This is a genomic window from Chryseobacterium sp. HNCC26DJ239 (assembly GCF_057180445.1).
On sequence record NZ_JBXUGJ010000004.1, the window covers coordinates 220,377 to 237,164 of the forward strand.

General features: G+C 34.1%; 16 protein-coding genes. 4 read left to right on the forward strand and 12 right to left on the reverse strand.

Features of this window, described 5'->3' with window-relative positions; genetic code table 11:
• Window positions 1–21 precede the first annotated feature (21 nt).
• The 10 genes from AC2A1D_RS10150 to AC2A1D_RS10195 form a co-directional block, all read right to left on the reverse strand.
• Window positions 22–2,151: a hypothetical protein gene (locus tag AC2A1D_RS10150; protein ID WP_484043532.1), complete on the reverse strand. Its 2,130-nt coding sequence runs from the start codon at window positions 2,149–2,151 to the stop codon at window positions 22–24.
• Between the two features lies 1 nt (window position 2,152).
• Window positions 2,153–2,677, reverse strand: a complete 525-nt coding sequence (locus tag AC2A1D_RS10155; RefSeq protein ID WP_484043533.1) for an LptE family protein — start codon at window positions 2,675–2,677, stop codon at window positions 2,153–2,155.
• 10 nt (window positions 2,678–2,687) lie between these two features.
• On the reverse strand, window positions 2,688–3,398 hold the full coding sequence (locus AC2A1D_RS10160; RefSeq protein ID WP_484043534.1) for a hypothetical protein: 711 nt from the start codon (window positions 3,396–3,398) through the stop codon (window positions 2,688–2,690).
• A 10-nt stretch (window positions 3,399–3,408) separates the two neighbouring features.
• Window positions 3,409–4,704 carry a sigma-54 interaction domain-containing protein gene (locus AC2A1D_RS10165; protein WP_484043535.1) on the reverse strand — a complete coding sequence of 432 codons (1,296 nt, stop codon included), beginning with the start codon at window positions 4,702–4,704 and terminating at the stop codon, window positions 3,409–3,411.
• Window positions 4,705–4,780: 76 nt separating this feature from the next.
• Window positions 4,781–5,212, reverse strand: a complete 432-nt coding sequence (locus AC2A1D_RS10170; protein ID WP_484043536.1) for a hypothetical protein — start codon at window positions 5,210–5,212, stop codon at window positions 4,781–4,783.
• Window positions 5,213–5,293: 81 nt separating this feature from the next.
• Entirely contained in the window at window positions 5,294–6,730 is a 1,437-nt protein-coding gene (gene miaB / locus AC2A1D_RS10175) for a tRNA (N6-isopentenyl adenosine(37)-C2)-methylthiotransferase MiaB (RefSeq protein WP_484043537.1), read from the reverse strand.
• A gap of 148 nt (window positions 6,731–6,878) precedes the next feature.
• Window positions 6,879–7,367, reverse strand: a complete 489-nt coding sequence (locus AC2A1D_RS10180) for a hypothetical protein (protein ID WP_484043538.1) — start codon at window positions 7,365–7,367, stop codon at window positions 6,879–6,881.
• Between the two features lie 96 nt (window positions 7,368–7,463).
• Window positions 7,464–8,663: a diaminopimelate decarboxylase gene (gene lysA, locus AC2A1D_RS10185; RefSeq protein WP_484043539.1), complete on the reverse strand. Its 1,200-nt coding sequence runs from the start codon at window positions 8,661–8,663 to the stop codon at window positions 7,464–7,466.
• A 257-nt stretch (window positions 8,664–8,920) separates the two neighbouring features.
• Window positions 8,921–10,144, reverse strand: coding sequence for a 3'-5' exonuclease (locus AC2A1D_RS10190; RefSeq protein ID WP_484043540.1), 1,224 nt, complete (start codon window positions 10,142–10,144; stop codon window positions 8,921–8,923).
• Between the two features lie 112 nt (window positions 10,145–10,256).
• Window positions 10,257–11,783, reverse strand: a complete 1,527-nt coding sequence (locus tag AC2A1D_RS10195; RefSeq protein ID WP_484043541.1) for a helicase HerA-like domain-containing protein — start codon at window positions 11,781–11,783, stop codon at window positions 10,257–10,259.
• Between the two features lie 286 nt (window positions 11,784–12,069).
• On the opposite strand from AC2A1D_RS10195, the gene AC2A1D_RS10200 reads away from it, so the two are divergent.
• From AC2A1D_RS10200 to trxA, 3 genes are read left to right on the forward strand one after another with little or no spacing between them, the layout of a single operon-like run.
• Window positions 12,070–13,479: an MBL fold metallo-hydrolase gene (locus AC2A1D_RS10200; protein ID WP_484043542.1), complete on the forward strand. Its 1,410-nt coding sequence runs from the start codon at window positions 12,070–12,072 to the stop codon at window positions 13,477–13,479.
• 30 nt (window positions 13,480–13,509) lie between these two features.
• Entirely contained in the window at window positions 13,510–14,097 is a 588-nt protein-coding gene (locus AC2A1D_RS10205; protein WP_484043543.1) for a hypothetical protein, read from the forward strand.
• A gap of 39 nt (window positions 14,098–14,136) precedes the next feature.
• Window positions 14,137–14,436, forward strand: a complete 300-nt coding sequence (trxA, locus tag AC2A1D_RS10210; protein WP_484043544.1) for a thioredoxin — start codon at window positions 14,137–14,139, stop codon at window positions 14,434–14,436.
• A 125-nt stretch (window positions 14,437–14,561) separates the two neighbouring features.
• On the opposite strand, the gene AC2A1D_RS10215 is transcribed toward trxA, so the two are convergent.
• Window positions 14,562–15,380, reverse strand: coding sequence for a hypothetical protein (locus AC2A1D_RS10215; RefSeq protein WP_484043545.1), 819 nt, complete (start codon window positions 15,378–15,380; stop codon window positions 14,562–14,564).
• Window positions 15,381–15,399: 19 nt separating this feature from the next.
• Window positions 15,400–16,152 (reverse strand): nitrilase-related carbon-nitrogen hydrolase, encoded by a 753-nt coding sequence (locus AC2A1D_RS10220; RefSeq protein WP_484043546.1) that lies wholly within the window; start codon window positions 16,150–16,152, stop codon window positions 15,400–15,402.
• A gap of 178 nt (window positions 16,153–16,330) precedes the next feature.
• Between AC2A1D_RS10220 and AC2A1D_RS10225 the strand changes: the two genes are divergently transcribed.
• The gene (locus tag AC2A1D_RS10225) at window positions 16,331–16,771 is read left to right on the forward strand and encodes a DUF6646 family protein (RefSeq protein WP_484043547.1); all 441 of its coding nucleotides are present in this window, start codon (window positions 16,331–16,333) and stop codon (window positions 16,769–16,771) included.
• Window positions 16,772–16,788 lie beyond the last annotated feature (17 nt).

A 16,788-nucleotide genomic window follows, 5' to 3' on the forward strand; every position in this document is an offset into this window, starting at 1 on the left:
TCGATCTGCTTTTCTTTTTTTTTATCTTCCTCTAAGGTCTTTTACCTCTTGAATTTTTTCTTCGAAATAAGCCTTTTTCTCAGGATGCTTTCCAATTAAAGTTTTGTACGCCTGAATGGCTTTAGTATACAATTTTTGCTCTGTATAAAGCCTTGCAAGTGTCTCTGTCATTAGGTGAGAAATATCGTCGTTTTTCTCCTTCACAACGAAAGTAACTTCGTCTTTCAGTTGGCTAATTCTTGGATTTGTTTCAATAAATGTATCAATAGCTTTTACCTTTATTTCGATTTTATTTTTATCAACTTCTACAGGTCTGTCTATTTTTAGCCAACTTTGCCAAGTATTGATAAACCCAGGAACATTACTGTCTAAAGACACCTCTTTTGAGACTTCTGATTGTACAGAATTTTCTGACTGAACATCAACTTTCGGCTCTTCTTTTTCTTCTTCCTTAATAAAAGTAGAAATATTATTTCCAAAAAATGAAACATTGAAAGCAGGTGTTTTCTCTTCCGTTTTTTCAACTTCAGTAATTACGTTTTCCGCCTCCGTTTCTTGTTCTTTAACTGTATTTTCTTCAATAATTTCTACATCCGAATTTGCAGTAATTTCTTCTGTTTTTTCTTCCACCGGCAATTCTTCAACAATCATTTCTTCTTTTACTTCTACAGCCAATGGTTCAGATTTTATTTCGGGTTGTGCTGTAGTTTTTACTTCAACCGTATTTATTTTACCAATGGTAGAATCAAGCGCATTGGTTTCAAAAGACATAGGTTTCCAAGCAGATTTTGGCTCTTCAACTTCTTCTTGAATCGATTCTTGTGATACTATTTCCTGGGTTGAATTTTCTACTGCTTCCATTTCATTTTTAGAAATTTCTTCAACAGGTGTCTCTACCTCGAAAGATTGAGTTTCCGCAAAGCTAATTTCAAAATTATCTGGCTTTTCTTCTTCAATTTTTTGAACAGACTCAATTTCTACCTCATCCTTTTTACTTTCTTTCATTTTTTGCTCTACCTGCTCAATAAGGCGTCGCATCTCGTCTTCATATTTATTAACCGAAGTTGAATTTGTAATTGGATAAGAGGTTTCAGGACTGTTTGATGATTCAATTTTAATATCGGGAAGGAAAGAATCTGTCCCGTGAAAGCTCAGTTGAGATTCGTCTTCTACAAGATCTATTTCAGCTACCGAATCGATTTTATCTTCTTCAATAATTGTTTCTGGAGTAAAATCGGCCGCTTCTTCTCTTTCCTCCGCAATCGTTATTTCCTCAATTGCCTCTCCATTCGAAACAACTTCAAGTGGCTCAATTTCCTGAAAACTGATAGCCTTATCTTCTGCAATAAATTCAACTGCTTCTTCTAAATTCTCTTGTGGAGACACTTTAATTTCTGACTGATTGAAACTTACATCCTCAATATTTTCAGAAACAGGTTCAGAAGTTGGCTCTTGAACAGGAGAATTTTCGATATTCTGAGGTTCAATAAGATTTTCTACCGACGTTTCTACAGATTTTTCTTCCGAAATTAAACTTGGCGAATTTAAAACCGGTTCTTCATTTATTAAAGGATTTTTTTCAAGAATCTCATCAAAAACAGTCGCCGTTTCTGTCACAAGATTTCCAGATTCCAGACTAGATTCGATATCGATTTTCACCTTATGATCTTCATTTAGGAAGTTTTCTTCGCCTTCAAAAAGAATACGATTTCTTTCACCCTCAACAAAAACTGGCTCATTTCCAATTTCCTGTTGAGGCTTTACCTCTGTATATTTCTGAGGATCTTCAGAAGCTAGCTGTTCTGGAACAACTCTTCTCAGTGGAAAACCACCACTTTTCTGAGTATAGACCGGAAACTGCGGTTTTGATTCCTCAACAACTTTTGTTTCGGGCACAGAAACCTTCTCGGCTATTTTCTCACTTTTACCATTTATTAAATGATACAAATTTTTCTTATCTGTAGTGTAAGCTGCAGTTTTAGAAAGTTCTTTCTGATAATTTTCAGCATCGTAAAGATGAACGCCGTACAAATGAAGCGCACGAACATTTTGAAGATACGGAAATGTCTGTATCTCATCTTTCAGAACCTGAAGGTCTTCTTTCTGAATATTTTTTGGCTGTTTTAAAAGCTCTAAAACTCTTGCATTCATCTTACCAGTTTGCAACAATATCGTTAAAAATTTTATTGATAATTCTGTCTGTTACCAATTTCACCTGAGAGGTTTCAATATCACTCTGCGAAAGATCGCTATTAAATGAAGCTTCATCTACATAAGTTCTATCAAAACTAAGTTCTGGGTGCAATTTGTTCTCGTAATGTACTTTTACCGTGATGGTAAGTTTGTTTTGAGATTGCTGTACTGTACCACCAGAAGATGTTGTCTCTGTAGTAGAACTTATATTGGTAGGCGTAATTGAATAATCTGTAATCTCACCTTCAATTAAAATATCTGGGTTCGATTTTGTTCCTTTTAAAGTAGTTCTCTGTAAAAATCTATTCTGAATATCTGTGGAAAACTGTTGCGAAAGCGTGGGATTTACCAACGGAGCATTGTTTGGAAACTCATTAATCTGAACGGTTTTTTCGTCTTTAAGTGATGATCCGGTAAAGCTATAGCAAGAGTTGAGCACACTTACTGCCAAAAATAATATGAAAAGATTTTTAAGAGAATTCATTTAATTTATTTTAAAATTGTTTTGCAGAGCCAATTTCTGTTATTTCGTCGTATTCTATCTGTTGAAGCCCATCTTCATAAGCAAAATAATTGGCGGCATACATAAATGGCATTGTGATTAAAACACCAATACCACAAGCTAAAATCCCGATTTGAGAAAGAATACTTGTAACGATAGCAAAAAGTAAAATTGTTAACATGTTTCCTTTTGTCATCTTACTAGAAATTTGCCACGCTGTTTTGATGTCTGTAACGCCTTTTAAACTAATTAAAGGAACCATATAGAATGCTCTAAGAGCAAAATAATAAAACGTTATAATTACCAAAAACATATACGGAAACATAAAAAACACCGTATTAGGATTTGGCTCTGCCCCATGTTGATCTACAAAAAAGCCCGTAATGCCCATGATAAGAACCATTGGTATGTAAATTAACATCACAGCTCCAATAATAATAAGTTGAAGAACCAAATAAGACATGAAATCTTTAAAATCAAAAATTTCTCCTGCGCTTGTTGGTTGATTTTTACTTAATTTTTTAATGTATTTATAGTAATTTCCCATTGCCATCATCCCACAAAGCGGAATAATAGACATAAGAACTGTTACTAATAACCCGACAAATATATCCCCGAATTTGGCTTTCATAAGCTCAAAGCCTTTGTTGATGTACTCGCCAAATTTAAAATTGACTGGTTTTGGATTTAAATTTACATTCATATTAATTGTTTTAGTCTTCTAGGTTATATTGTTTTATTTTTCGGTATAAAGTTCTTTGTGAAATTCCCAATTCATCTGCCGCTCTGTTTCTTCTTCCATTGTGTTTTTCCAAAGCTTTCACAATCAAATCTTTTTCGTTGTTTTGCAAAGACAAAGATTCTGGTTTATTTTCTTCAATCTCAATATCTTCAAAATCTTCGTAATGATCCTCCGGATTAGAGATAATTGTAGGATTTTGAACTTGCGGATTGTTGTTATTTTGAGATTCAAAATACAGTAAGGAATTCGGACTTGCCGTTGGTGGCACAGCTTCAGGAGTATAAATTCTGTTGATTAAATTTTTCTCTTGATTGCTAAGGTCAGAAGTTCCTCTGTTTTTAATGAGTTCCGAAGTTAAGGATTTTAAATCATTAATGTCGTTTCTCATATCGAAGAGAATTTTGTACATTATTTCTCTTTCGCTGCCAAAATCGTTCTGTTTTTGCGAATTAGGCTGGTTTACAACCATTGGCAAATGCGCATCCATCGGAATATATTCTGCTAATTTCTCAACAGAAACATGGCGGTTCCTTTCTACTACCGTCATTTGCTCGACCAAATTTCTTAATTGACGAACGTTTCCCGGGAAAGTATAATTTTCGATATAATGCACTGCGCTTGGCTCAAGTTCCAACTCAGGCATTCTGTATTTTTCTGCAAAATCGATAGCAAATTTTCTGAACAGTAAATGAATATCACCTTTTCTTTCTCTCAAAGCCGGCATATCGATTTGCACTGTATTCAGACGATAATATAAATCTTCTCTGAATCTTCCATCCTGAATTGCCTTCATCATATTCACATTCGTAGCGGCAACAATTCTCACATTCGTTTTCTGAACTTGTGAAGACCCCACTTTCATAAACTCGCCACTTTCCAAAACACGAAGCAAACGCACTTGCGTTTGAAGCGGTAATTCTCCAACTTCATCAAGGAAAATAGTTCCGCCATCGGCAACTTCGAAGTATCCTTTTCTGGTTGCAGTTGCGCCCGTAAAAGCCCCTTTTTCGTGACCAAAAAGTTCGGAATCGATAGTTCCTTCTGGGATTGCTCCACAGTTTACAACGATGTATGGTTGATGTTTTCTTTTAGATTCTGAATGAATAATTTTAGGGATAAACTCTTTTCCCACACCACTTTCTCCAATAACCAACACGGAAATATCTGTAGGTGCTACTTGAATTGATTTTTCTAATGCTCGGTTTAAAGCCGGAAAATTTCCGATAATCCCGAAACGATTTTTTATATTTTGAAGCTCGTTGCTCATAAGTAATTTTTAGATTATTTTCCTGCAATCTTCCTCAAAGACTGCTTTTAATTTGATGTAATTTTTATGTTCTAATTTAAATCAAATCTTCTAAATAATCTTTATTCCTAACCTTTGAACCTCTCGTTTTTAAATATACGTTCTGCGCAATTGCAGCATTTTTTTGATTTGTTTCGAAGTTTTTTAAGACACAAAAATATTTTTCACCGTGTCTTAAATCCCCTGAAAACTTGTTTTTATATGGATGATTTTGATGTTTTGAAAGAAAAATTCTTCCAATTAAATCAATGGCATTTTGTTTTTGCCCAATCGTAGAATTTTGCCTTACCTGTTGATTAAGACACAATTCTTCCGAAGCAACCCCGTCTTGATGTAAAAGCTGATTATAAATCTCATGAAGCGCTCTGCAATCTTCACCTTCAAGAGTTCCGTTGCTAATTTGAGCAGAGATATTGCTGCAGATTATTACCAACAATACACTTAGGCAATACTTATGAAGTTTTTCCATTGTCTGAGTTTATTTACTATTGATAATAATTTTTATAATCTTTCCTTTAATTCCTAAGTATAGCCGAACAAACGCCTACATTTACTTCACCGTTTCCCCTAAAAGTGTACCTTGTGTGTTATCGAACACAAAAACGTTTACTAGGTCACCAATTTTTTGTCCTTCCAACATATCAAAAACACAAACCGCATTCTGAGAGTTTCTTCCCTTCCATTGGTTTTTGTTCTTTTTAGAAATTCCTTCAATTAAAATCTGATGCGTTTTTCCTACGTAAGATTTCATACGTTGTTTAGAAAGTTCACCTTGCAAAGCAATAACTTCGGCTAAACGTCTTTGTTTTACGTCTGCAGGAATATTGTCTTCCATTTTTTTGTGAGCCGGCGTTCCTGGTCTTTCTGAATACGCAAACATATATCCGTAGTCGTATTCAACTTCTCTCATTAAGCTTAATGTATCTTGGTGGTCTTGCTCCGTTTCGTTGCAGAAACCAACAATCATATCTTGAGAAAATGCTACTTCAGGAACAATTTCTTTCGCTTTTTTAATTAAATCTAAATATTCTTCACGCGTATGCTGTCTGTTCATCGCCTCCAACATATTGTTGCTTCCACTTTGAACTGGTAAATGAACGTATTTACAGATATTATCGTGCTTCGCCATCATTTTAAATACATCCAAACTCATGTCTTGAGGATTTGATGTAGAGAATCTAATTCTCATCTCTGGAACAGCTTTAGCAACCAAATCAAGCAGTTGTGCAAAGTTTACGGCAGTTGCTTTTTGCATTTCTGATGCTTTTGCGAAGTCTTTTTTAGGACCACCTCCATACCAAAGGTAAGAATCTACGTTTTGACCCAACAAAGTAATTTCTTTGTAGCCATTTTCATAAAGACCTTTACATTCTTCTAAAATTGAATGCGGGTCGCGGCTTCTCTCTCTTCCTCTCGTAAACGGAACTACGCAAAACGTACACATATTATCGCAACCTCTCGTGATGGTAACAAATGCAGTTACACCATTTCCGCCTAAACGAACAGGATTGATGTCTGCATACGTTTCTTCTTTCGAAAGAATTACGTTGATGGCATCTCTTCCGTCTTCAGTTTCCTTTAAAAGATTGGGTAAATCTCTGTATGCATCGGGACCAACAACTAAATCTACCAATTGTTCTTCTTCTAAAAATTTAGTTTTTAATCTTTCAGCCATGCAACCTAAAACACCAACCGTCATGTTTGGTTTTTCTTTTTTCAGGTTTTTGAATTGTGAAAGACGCATTCTCACCGTTTGCTCGGCTTTTTCACGAATAGAACATGTATTTAGAAGAATAAGGTCTGCTTCTTCTGCTTTTAAAGTTGTGTTATAGCCTTGTTCGTTAAGAATTGAGGCAACAATTTCAGAATCAGAGAAATTCATTTGACAGCCGTAGCTTTCTAAGAATAATTTCTTTGAGTTTTCTGCTTTTTCAGCAATCGCAAAAGCTTCTCCTTGTTTTGTTTCGTCTATATATTTTTCTTGCACGATAATTCTGTTTTATGTTTAAAGTTTAAGATTTAAGGTACGAAGCATAAAACTCGGAACTCAAAACACTAAACTTTGAACTTATTGAATTTGCAAAGATACAAAATATTGTGACAGAATGGCAGGAGAGATTTTTTGTTTAAAAATTTTAAATATCCGTAGCAATAGAGTTGAACTTCATTTTAATTTTCACTTCGCTGGTCATTGGTTTTCCGTTGCAACTTGCGGGAGTCCACGTGTTTTTAATGCGACGCAAAATGTATTTCATATCGTCAAAAAACACTTCACTATGTTCTACTTTTGGGAATCCTTCTATTTTTGAAATTTTTCCAGCTTCGTTTAATGTTAATGTAAAAGTAAAATCACCATTCAAAACATAAAATTCTGAATTAAGGTAATTAAACATGTATCTTCTTAACGTTTCGGTATATGCAGAAACTCCTCCTTCTACATTTGCTGCTTTAAAATCTGAACAGCTTTTTACGGCAACTTGCATCGGTTCTTTAAGGTCGATTTTTAAAATACTTTTATTATTTTCGGTAATAATAATGCTGTTTTCTTGATCTTCAAGGTCATATTGCTGCGCAAACGACATAGTAGAAAATGCAAGGGATAATAGTAAAAATATTGATTTCATAGATTTTAGATTTAAAAAAATGAAGCAAATATTTTTCCAAAAAAAAAGAAAGCTTCACCCAAAGATAAAGCTTTCCGAAATAAATTTTCTTTATTTTTAAAGTACTTCAATCTGATTTCTCAGCAAATCTTCAAACTCATCTCTTTTTCTAATTAGATGAGCTTTGCCTTCTACTACCAAAACTTCAGCAGGTTTTAATCTTGAGTTGAAGTTCGAACTCATTTCAAAACCGTAAGCTCCTGCATTGTGGAAAGCCAAAATATCACCTTCTCTTACTTCATTTAGTTTTCTATCCCACGCGAAAGTATCTGTTTCACAAATATTTCCAACTACTGTATAAATTCTTTCCGCTCCTTTTGGATTAGAAAGATTTTCTATTTGATGGTAAGAATCATAGAACATCGGACGAATCAAATGATTAAACCCAGAGTTTACTCCAACAAAAACGGTTGCTGTTGTTTGCTTAATTACGTTTGCTTTCACCAACAAATAACCGCTTTTCCCAACAAGAAATTTGCCCGGTTCAAACCAAAGTTCAAACTTTTTACCTGTAGATTTAGAGAATTCTGAGATTACTTTTTCTACTTTTTTCCCTAAAGTTTTTACGTCTGTTTCTTCTTCGCTGTCTTGGTAAGGAATTTTGAAACCACTTCCCATATCAAGATATTTCAGATTTGGGAAATGCTCAGACAATTCAAGCATAATTTCTAACGCTTGTAAAAACACATCCGGGTCTTTAATTTCGCTTCCTGTATGCATGTGAAGTCCTTCTACATTTAGGTTTGTAGACTTCATCACTCTTTCGATATGACGCACTTGGTGAATTGAAATTCCGAATTTTGAATCGATGTGTCCTGTAGAAATTTTATAATTTCCTCCGGCAAAAATATGTGGGTTAATTCTTACTAAAATCGGGTATGTATTTCCGTATTTGTTTCCAAATTGCTCAAGAATAGAGATGTTGTCGATATTAATGTGCACTCCGAAAGTCATAGCTTCTTCAATTTCAGCCAAATCCACACAGTTCGGGGTAAATAATATTTTTTCTTTTGGAAAACCTGCTTTTAAACCAAGCTTCACTTCATTTATTGAAACACAATCCAGAGAAGCACCAAGGTTCTTTATGTATTTCAAAATATTTATATTCGTTAAAGCTTTAGCTGCATAGAAAAACTTGGTGTGTTTAGAAAACGACGTCGATAGTTTTTCGTATTGCGCTTTAATAGAATCGGCGTCGTAAACATATACCGGAGTGCCAAATTCGTTGGCGATCTGTAATAAATCTTTTGAATTCATAATTTTATTTTAGCATAAAAAAGGCAGATTCTTCCTGAAAAGAGTCTGCCAAAATAGATTATTTCTTATGCAAGGCAACTCATTAAATATTCCAAACCTTAGAGAACTTTACAGCTCCCTTTTTTCCAGTTTTAGTTTGTTTAAAATTTTGCATTGCTTTTTGTTTAAATTTTTGCAAAAATACTATTTATTTTGAGAATATTGATTTTTAATGCATTTTATCGGCTATAAAAAAATATTTCTTACAAAATTGCTACTTATTTTGGCAAAGGAAGCGTTTCAAAATCACCTCTTAATAAAGCCAATTGCAAGTCGTTGATTAAATCTGAAGATTGATAACACGTATCAATTTTCAACTTTGATAATTTACTTAAAGTCTGAATTTGCGTGAACAATTCATAAAAACCATAAGAAGTGACTTTTCCGTTTTCGATAATGATGAAAAGCTTTTCGCCTAATTTTCTTCCGGTTCCGAGCCAAAGTTCGTTACGTTTTTTGAACTCAATTTTACTGATAAGAACTTCTGGGAATTCAAACTCTTGATGTTCCGAAATAAATTTCATCGCTTTTGCACTTTGCGTAAAAGATCTGAATTTCAGAATTGGCTTTTCGGCTTTATTCAGTTTGTTTTTTTCAACAACATATTTATTGTTTCGCACGTACAAGCCAAAAGAAAGTATATCTCTTTTTCTAATATTTTTAGAATTCTGAATCAGTTTTGCAATAATATCAGTTCCCGTCAATTCAAAATGAATCTGCTCAACATCATTCTGAATACTCTCCCATTTCTTAGATTTAGAATTGAAAATCTTCTTCGAAAACTTATTAATATCCTGAACGTGGTCTGTAAAAATTATTTTCCCATCTTCATTCTGAAAATACACAAAACCCTTTTCATTAGGCAAGTCTTGCGTTAGCTGCTTTATTTTATTGATGTAGGTTTTGGCATTCGTTTCTTCGTGCTGCTTTTGGATAATTTCGTTCTCTGTATCTTTTGACACCAGAAGTTTAAACAGTTCCAAAGTCGCTCTTGCATCTCCATCTGCGCGATGTGCATTCGATAAAGGAATCCCTAAAGATTTCACCAATTTCTGTAGAGAATAACTTACCTCATCGGGAATCAGTTTTTTAGCCAAAGGAATTGTATCTAAAGTATTGATTTTGAAATCATAACCAAGCCTACTAAAAGACTGACGAAGCATTCTGTAATCGAAATCGATATTATGACCAACCAAAGTTGTATTTTCGGTAATTTCCACCACTCTTTTAGCCAATTCATGGAATTTTGGAGCGGTTTTCACCATTTTTGGGGTAATTCCTGTCAGTTTTTGCACAAAAGGAGTAATATCTCCTTCAGGGTTTACCAAAGAAATAAACTGGTCTACAATTTTTTGCCCATCGTATTTGTAAATAGCAATATCAATAATGCATTCTTTTCTGAATCCCGCACCATTACTTTCTATGTCTATAATCGAATACATTTTGTCTTACTTTAATCTTGTATAATCAAAAACTAAACCCTTTACAATTGTTTTCTTGCTAAAAGGCTAATCTGCTAAATTACGGAAAATACGTTTAACAATCCAAAAACTACTATCTTCTTCGACCTCCCAAACCAAGCATTCCTAAAAGAGCTTTCGCACCTTCACGCATCAAAGTATTGGTAAAAGTTCTTCCTTGTCGGCTATTTAAAATTTGCTCAAACATTCCAGGTTCTTCTTTTACCGGTTTTGTTTTTTGAGTTGGAGCAGCCGTTTCTACAGCTTGTTCCATTCTTTTTGCTAAAATTTCGTACGCCGATTCGTTGTCAATAGATTTCTCATATTTTGCAACCATTTCCGATTTTGATGTTAAATCTGAAACTTCAGCATCATTCAGCACATCCATTCTAGATTCTGGAGAAATTAAATACGTATGAACCAAAGGCGTTGGAATTCCTTTTTCATCTAAAGCCGTTACAAAAGCTTCCCCAATTCCAAGATTTTGAATGAGTTCAGACGCATCATAAAACTCTGTTGTAGGGTAATTTTCTACCGCTTTCGAGATTTCTTTTTTATCTTTTGCCGTAAAACCTCTCAAAGCGTGCTGAATTTTCAATCCCAATTGAGACAAAACATTTTCCGGCACATCGCCTGGAATTTGAGTGATGAAATAAATCCCGACTCCTTTAGAACGAATCAATTTTACCATCGTTTCAATTTGTGAAACCAAAGCTTTTGAAGATTCATCAAAAATTAAATGCGCCTCGTCGATAAACAGAACCAATTTGGGTTTTCCACTGTCTCCTTCTTCAGGGAAAGTCATATAAATTTCAGCAAAAAGCGACAACATAAAGGTCGAAAAAAGCTGCGGTTTATTTTGAATATCTGAAACTCTTAAAATATTAACAACACCTTTTCCATCGCGGGTTTCCAGTAAATCGTGCACATCAAAACTGAGTTCGCCAAAGAAATCTGCGGCTCCTTGTTGTTCCAAAGCTACAATCGACCTTAAAATTGCTCCTAAAGACGCAGAAGCAATCGAACCGTAATTGGCTGCCAATTCTGTTTTTCCTTGAGGATTATCGGTAACGTATTGAAGAACTTTTTTTAAATCATTCAAATCAATTAAAGGCAAACCTTTGTCGTCACAATATTTAAAAACAATAGACATGATACTTTGTTGCGTATCATTCAATTCTAAAATTTTACTTAATAAAACCGGTCCGAATTCTGTAACAGTTGCACGAAGTTTAACCCCTTTTTCTCCGGAAATCGTCATCAATTCCACTGGGAAAGATTGCGGCTGATAAGGAAGTTGGGTTTTTGCATATCGTTCTTCGATGATAGAATTCATTTTACCTTCGGCTGCAATTCCAGAAAAATCTCCTTTAATATCCAACACCAAAGAAGGAATTCCTGCGTGCGAAAGCTGTTCTGCAAAGACTTGTAAAGTTTTTGTTTTTCCGGTTCCTGTCGCTCCGGCAATTAAACCATGACGGTTGATTGTTTTCAAAGGAATCGTAACGTTTACTTCGGTTACCACATCTCCGTCGAGCATTCCTTTTCCTAAAATAATATGTTCTCCTTTCGGAGTATATCTTGCATTTAAATCTTGAATAAATTTATTTTTATCTGCCATTTGAAATTTTTATCGATTAAAGATAAAATTTTTGGAGAATATCTTGGCTCTGTTTTAAGTTTTTGTGAGTAAAAAAGAAGTTCATATTTTAAAGATGATAAAAAACAGTCGTTTTGTTTACAACACACCAAAAACCACTTACAAGCTCATTATCAAAAGGTTTCAAAAAAGGAAATTGCCGTAAAATTCTAATAATCGACAGAAACTATCGACTAATTTATTTAATACTTTATAATTAATGACTTACTTTGTATCTTTATAGTTAAAATAATTAAAACAGGATCCAATGAAAATTGAACAAATATATACAGGATGTCTCGCACAGGGAGCCTATTATATTGTATCAGAAAACGAAGCGGCAATTATAGATCCATTACGCGAAGTAAAGCCATATCTTGACCGTTTAGAAAAAGACAATGTTACTTTAAAATATATTTTCGAAACCCACTTCCATGCAGATTTTGTCTCGGGACATTTGGATTTGAGTAAAAAAACCGATGCAGCTATTGTTTACGGACCAACTGCACAACCAGAGTTTGAAGCGATTATCGCAGAAGACAACCAAATTTTCGAAATCGGAAAAGTAAAAATTAAAGTTCTTCACACGCCTGGTCACACAATGGAAAGCACAACTTTTCTTTTAATTGACGAAAACGGTGTAGAAACCGCTATTTTCACAGGAGACACTTTGTTTTTGGGAGATGTAGGAAGACCTGACCTTGCTCAAAAAGCAGGAAGTATTACTCAAGAAGACCTTGCTGGAATTTTGTATGATAGTTTACAGACGAAAATCATGCCTTTGGACGACAGTATTACGGTGTATCCAGCGCATGGAGCTGGTTCTGCTTGCGGAAAAAACATGCAAAAAGAAACTGTTGATATTTTAGGAAATCAAAAGAAAACCAATTACGCTTTAAATCAGCCCGATAAAGAATCTTTCATCAGAGAAGTTTTAGACGGATTAACGGCTCCACCGAAATATTTCGGGATGAACGTTGCTATGAACAAAGGTGGCTACGAAAGTCTTGATGATGTAATGAATAAAGGTTTAAACCCAGTTTCGGCAGAAGATTTTGAAAATTACGCTGAAGAAACAGGTGCTTTAATTTTAGATACGAGAAGCCCTGTAGAATTTCATCAAGGATTTATTCCTAATGCAATTAATATTGGTTTGAAAGGCGATTTTGCTCCATGGGTTGGAACTTTAATTGTGGATGTAAAGCACCCTATTTTATTGGTTTCAGACGAAGGAACAGAAGAAGAAGTTATTACAAGATTGAGCAGAGTTGGTTTTGACAATGTTGTGGGTTACTTAAAAGGAGGTTTCGAAGCTTGGAAAAATTCCGGAAACGAAATCGACGAAATCAAAAGAATTTCTCCAGCAGAATTTGCTGAAGAATTTACAGAAAATGCAAAAGTTATAGACGTAAGAAAAATTTCGGAATACACCGCAGAACATATCGACAATGCTTTCAGCAGACCTTTAGACACGATTAGCGACTGGGTTACGAATATCGACGATTCTGAACATTTCTTTTTACATTGCGCAGGAGGTTATAGAAGCATGATTGCAGCAAGCATTCTTAACGCACACGGAATCAGAAACTTTACCGAAATAGAAGGTGGTTTTAACGGAATTAAAAAAACAGAAAAACTTCCGATTTCAGATTTTGTTTGCCAATCTAAAACATTGTAAAACATTTAGTTTTAATTAAATAAAATATTAATGACTGCAGAGCAAATTGAAACTGAAATAGATAAAGCGTTTATAGAAACATTTCTAAAACCAAGGGAAAAACTTGTTACTGATTTTCTTATTAACTTTTTAAGTTCAGATTTTAACTTTACAGATGATGATAGAAAAATCAAAGTGATAAGTCTTTTTAAATATGCTCCCAGTCCGTTAAGTTTTCTTTTTATTGAGCCTAATTACGATTATTATTCACCTGACGACACATTAAATCGACCTGAATTATCACTTCCTGATTATTCATATATTGAAGTTGATGAACTATGCATTAAAGTCCTAAACGAACATAAAATAAATTATTCAGAACATTTAAATTCGTTAGGAGAACTAGACCCGGCTGTTTACTGGGAAAACCAATCTCTTCTAGAAAATAATTTCCTTTTCTTTTGCTGGAAAAAAGCAAAAGAAATAACAAATTCTAAAATGTTAGGTTTCTTAGAATATTCAGATTTTGCGGGCGGAGTTTATGATTTAGATTCTGGATACTGCATCTCAGATGATGATTTGGAAGCTAGTGAATATTTAGAAAGTAAAAATATATTTATTGAAAAAGAAACAACTTAAGGTTTGATAAAACTTTTATTAAAATAAAATAGTTTCATAATGTCACAAAAATTTCAAGAGCTTATAGAATCTGAAAGACCGGTTTTGATAGATTTTTTCGCAACATGGTGTCAACCTTGTAAAGTACAGTCTTCGGTTTTAAATACGGTAAAGGAAAATGTAGGAACAGGCGCAAGAATTGTAAAAATTGATGTGGATGAATATCCTTCAATTGCCTCACAATACGGAGTTCGTGGTGTTCCAACTTTGGCAGTTTTCAAAAACGGAGAATTGCTTTACAAAGAAAGCGGCGTTCATGATGTAAACACACTAACCCAGCTTTTGAATCATTTTATGTAAAGGTAGGTTTAGATAATTTAGTTTATCAAAAAACTAAGAATTACATTTAAAAAAATAATTGCCACGAATGCACGTAATTTTATAATCGCGTATTCGTGGCAAAAATTTATCCGATTTGCGCTTACTTATGGACAGTTTTTCTCATATTCATTAATGATTCCCATAAAAATATTTTCCTGATCTCCATGTATTTTTCTTGCAATATTGCGGTCTAGGTCTTTAATATTTTTTTCTTTAATCAGTCTTTTTAATTCGGTTTTATAAAAATCTTTATATCCTTTTTGAAGGTTTTCTTCAAGTTTTTGATCTTGCATTACATCTTTTTTAAAAGTATCTAAGTAATTCGAGAATGCAGTACACTTACCTCCGACCACGCGGAAAGCATCTACAATTGGTTCCAATGAAGACCCCATCTTAGAACTCATACTAAACTGACTTTTAACTTTTACAGCTAAAACAGCAAAAGGATCATCCTTTTTTTGAATATAAAATGTAGAGTATACATAACCACAACCTCCATTCATACATTCTTTTACATCAGCACCAAAGAGTCTAATTTTCCCGTCATACAACAAAAACTCAAAACTCTCTACAGCATCAGAAGATAGCTTTCCTTCTTTATCTACATATTTTATTTGAATTTTTTCCTGTATCAACGGTGAATCTTCTACATTAAAAATCACTTTTTTTAAATCTTTAGGCTTCGCCTCTTTTTTCTTTCTTTCTCCCAAAGTGGCATATCTGAAACCCGTTATTTTACTCGACAACAAAATGAGTCCCATACCATAAGAAGTAGTTTCTGTGCCTAAATCATAAGCTTTGAAACTCGTTCCATCTTCAGCAAAATATTCTGCAATATTGCTTTCAGTATAGAGGTCTTCTTTTTTTTGTGCAAGAGCAAGTACATTTAGAAAGCAAAATAAAAGGAGAGATAATTTTTTCATTCTTAGTTTTTTCAGCAAATTAATCAAAAATCTCAAAAGAATCTCTATCATTTAAAAACTGAAAATGATTTCTGAAATTCTTTAGTTCTTCCAAATTTAATTCAGCTGTTACGAGATTTCCTTTTTTCTCTGAAACTTCAGTACCATCAGCAAAAAAACAGTGCGAACTTTCTTTATAAAAAAGATTATTTCCATCAGTTCCAATTCGGTTTAAGCCAAAAACGTAAGAAAGATTTTCAATTGCTCTTGCTTTCAACAAATGCTCCCAAGCTCCTACTCTTTTCTCTGGCCAATTGGCAACATATAAAATAGCGTCATAATCGTTATTATTCCTTGCAAAAACGGGAAAACGAAGATCATAGCAAACCTGCAACAGAAATCGAATACCTAGAAACTCTACAATTACTCGATTTTTCCCTGCTGTGTACACTTTATCTTCGCCAGAAAACGAAAACAAATGCCTTTTATCGTAAAAAGAAACTTCAGACTTCGGTTTTACAAAATACATTCTGTTGTAAAAACTTCCATCAACCGCAACAGGAGCGCTTCCGCAAAAAGCTGCATTTTTTTCTTTAGAAATCTTCTTCAAAAACTCAAGCGCTTCTTCATTTTTATCCGAAACTTCCGCAGCATCCATACAAAAACCTGTAGAAAACATTTCTGGCAAAAGAAAAATGTCTGAATCTGCATTTTCGAACTCCTGCTCAATTTTTTTAAAGTTTTCAGTTTTATTTTTCCAGACAATGTCTAAATTTAATCCTGTAATTTTCATATGTAGTTTTTAATGCTTTTAAGATCACATGCAATCGCTGTTTCTCTATGTGTTTTTGTGTCTTCAAACCACGGCGATCTCATAAGACTCCAATAAAGTTCTTAAAATTACGTTTTTTCAGTGAAATCGGTTTTATTTTTGATGCAATCGATTCTTATTAAACTAAATAAAATAAATTATGAAGAAATTGTTTTTAATGATGACCTTTCTGTTTTGCGGAGCAGCTTTTCAAGCACAAGCATACACAGGAAGTGGTGACCAAAAAGTAAACGCCGGACTTGCGGCATGGGGTTACGGAACCGGAGTAGCCGGAACTTATGATTACGGAATCAACGACCTTATTTCTGTAGGAGCGGGTCTGAATCTCTACTTTAACAATTATAAAGATAATAACCACGACAACCAGTTTTTTGCCTTTGGAAGGGTAAACTTCCATTTGAATAAAGCTTTACAACTTCCTGAGAAACTAGATATTTATCCTGGTTTAGATGTAGGTGTTTTGCATAGAGAATTTGGAGTGGGCGCACATGTTGGCGCACGATATTTCTTCACGAATAATATTGGTGTTTACGCAGAAGTCGGCAACAATGGCAGTCTTGGTGTATCGTTCAACTTCTAAACTTTACCATAAGATAT

Bases quoted from the DNA above. Each gene is read 5' to 3' on its own strand.
- AC2A1D_RS10150 (WP_484043532.1), bottom strand. From the start codon at position 2,151: ATGAATGCAAGAGTTTTAGAGCTTTTAAAACAGCCAAAAAATATTCAG.
- AC2A1D_RS10155 (WP_484043533.1), bottom strand. From the start codon at position 2,677: ATGAATTCTCTTAAAAATCTTTTCATATTATTTTTGGCAGTAAGTGTG.
- AC2A1D_RS10160 (WP_484043534.1), bottom strand. From the start codon at position 3,398: ATGAATGTAAATTTAAATCCAAAACCAGTCAATTTTAAATTTGGCGAG.
- AC2A1D_RS10165 (WP_484043535.1), bottom strand. From the start codon at position 4,704: ATGAGCAACGAGCTTCAAAATATAAAAAATCGTTTCGGGATTATCGGA.
- AC2A1D_RS10170 (WP_484043536.1), bottom strand. From the start codon at position 5,212: ATGGAAAAACTTCATAAGTATTGCCTAAGTGTATTGTTGGTAATAATC.
- AC2A1D_RS10180 (WP_484043538.1), bottom strand. From the start codon at position 7,367: ATGAAATCAATATTTTTACTATTATCCCTTGCATTTTCTACTATGTCG.
- lysA (WP_484043539.1), bottom strand. From the start codon at position 8,663: ATGAATTCAAAAGATTTATTACAGATCGCCAACGAATTTGGCACTCCG.
- AC2A1D_RS10190 (WP_484043540.1), bottom strand. From the start codon at position 10,144: ATGTATTCGATTATAGACATAGAAAGTAATGGTGCGGGATTCAGAAAA.
- AC2A1D_RS10195 (WP_484043541.1), bottom strand. From the start codon at position 11,783: ATGGCAGATAAAAATAAATTTATTCAAGATTTAAATGCAAGATATACT.
- AC2A1D_RS10200 (WP_484043542.1), top strand. From the start codon at position 12,070: ATGAAAATTGAACAAATATATACAGGATGTCTCGCACAGGGAGCCTAT.
- AC2A1D_RS10205 (WP_484043543.1), top strand. From the start codon at position 13,510: ATGACTGCAGAGCAAATTGAAACTGAAATAGATAAAGCGTTTATAGAA.
- trxA (WP_484043544.1), top strand. From the start codon at position 14,137: ATGTCACAAAAATTTCAAGAGCTTATAGAATCTGAAAGACCGGTTTTG.
- AC2A1D_RS10215 (WP_484043545.1), bottom strand. From the start codon at position 15,380: ATGAAAAAATTATCTCTCCTTTTATTTTGCTTTCTAAATGTACTTGCT.
- AC2A1D_RS10220 (WP_484043546.1), bottom strand. From the start codon at position 16,152: ATGAAAATTACAGGATTAAATTTAGACATTGTCTGGAAAAATAAAACT.
- AC2A1D_RS10225 (WP_484043547.1), top strand. From the start codon at position 16,331: ATGAAGAAATTGTTTTTAATGATGACCTTTCTGTTTTGCGGAGCAGCT.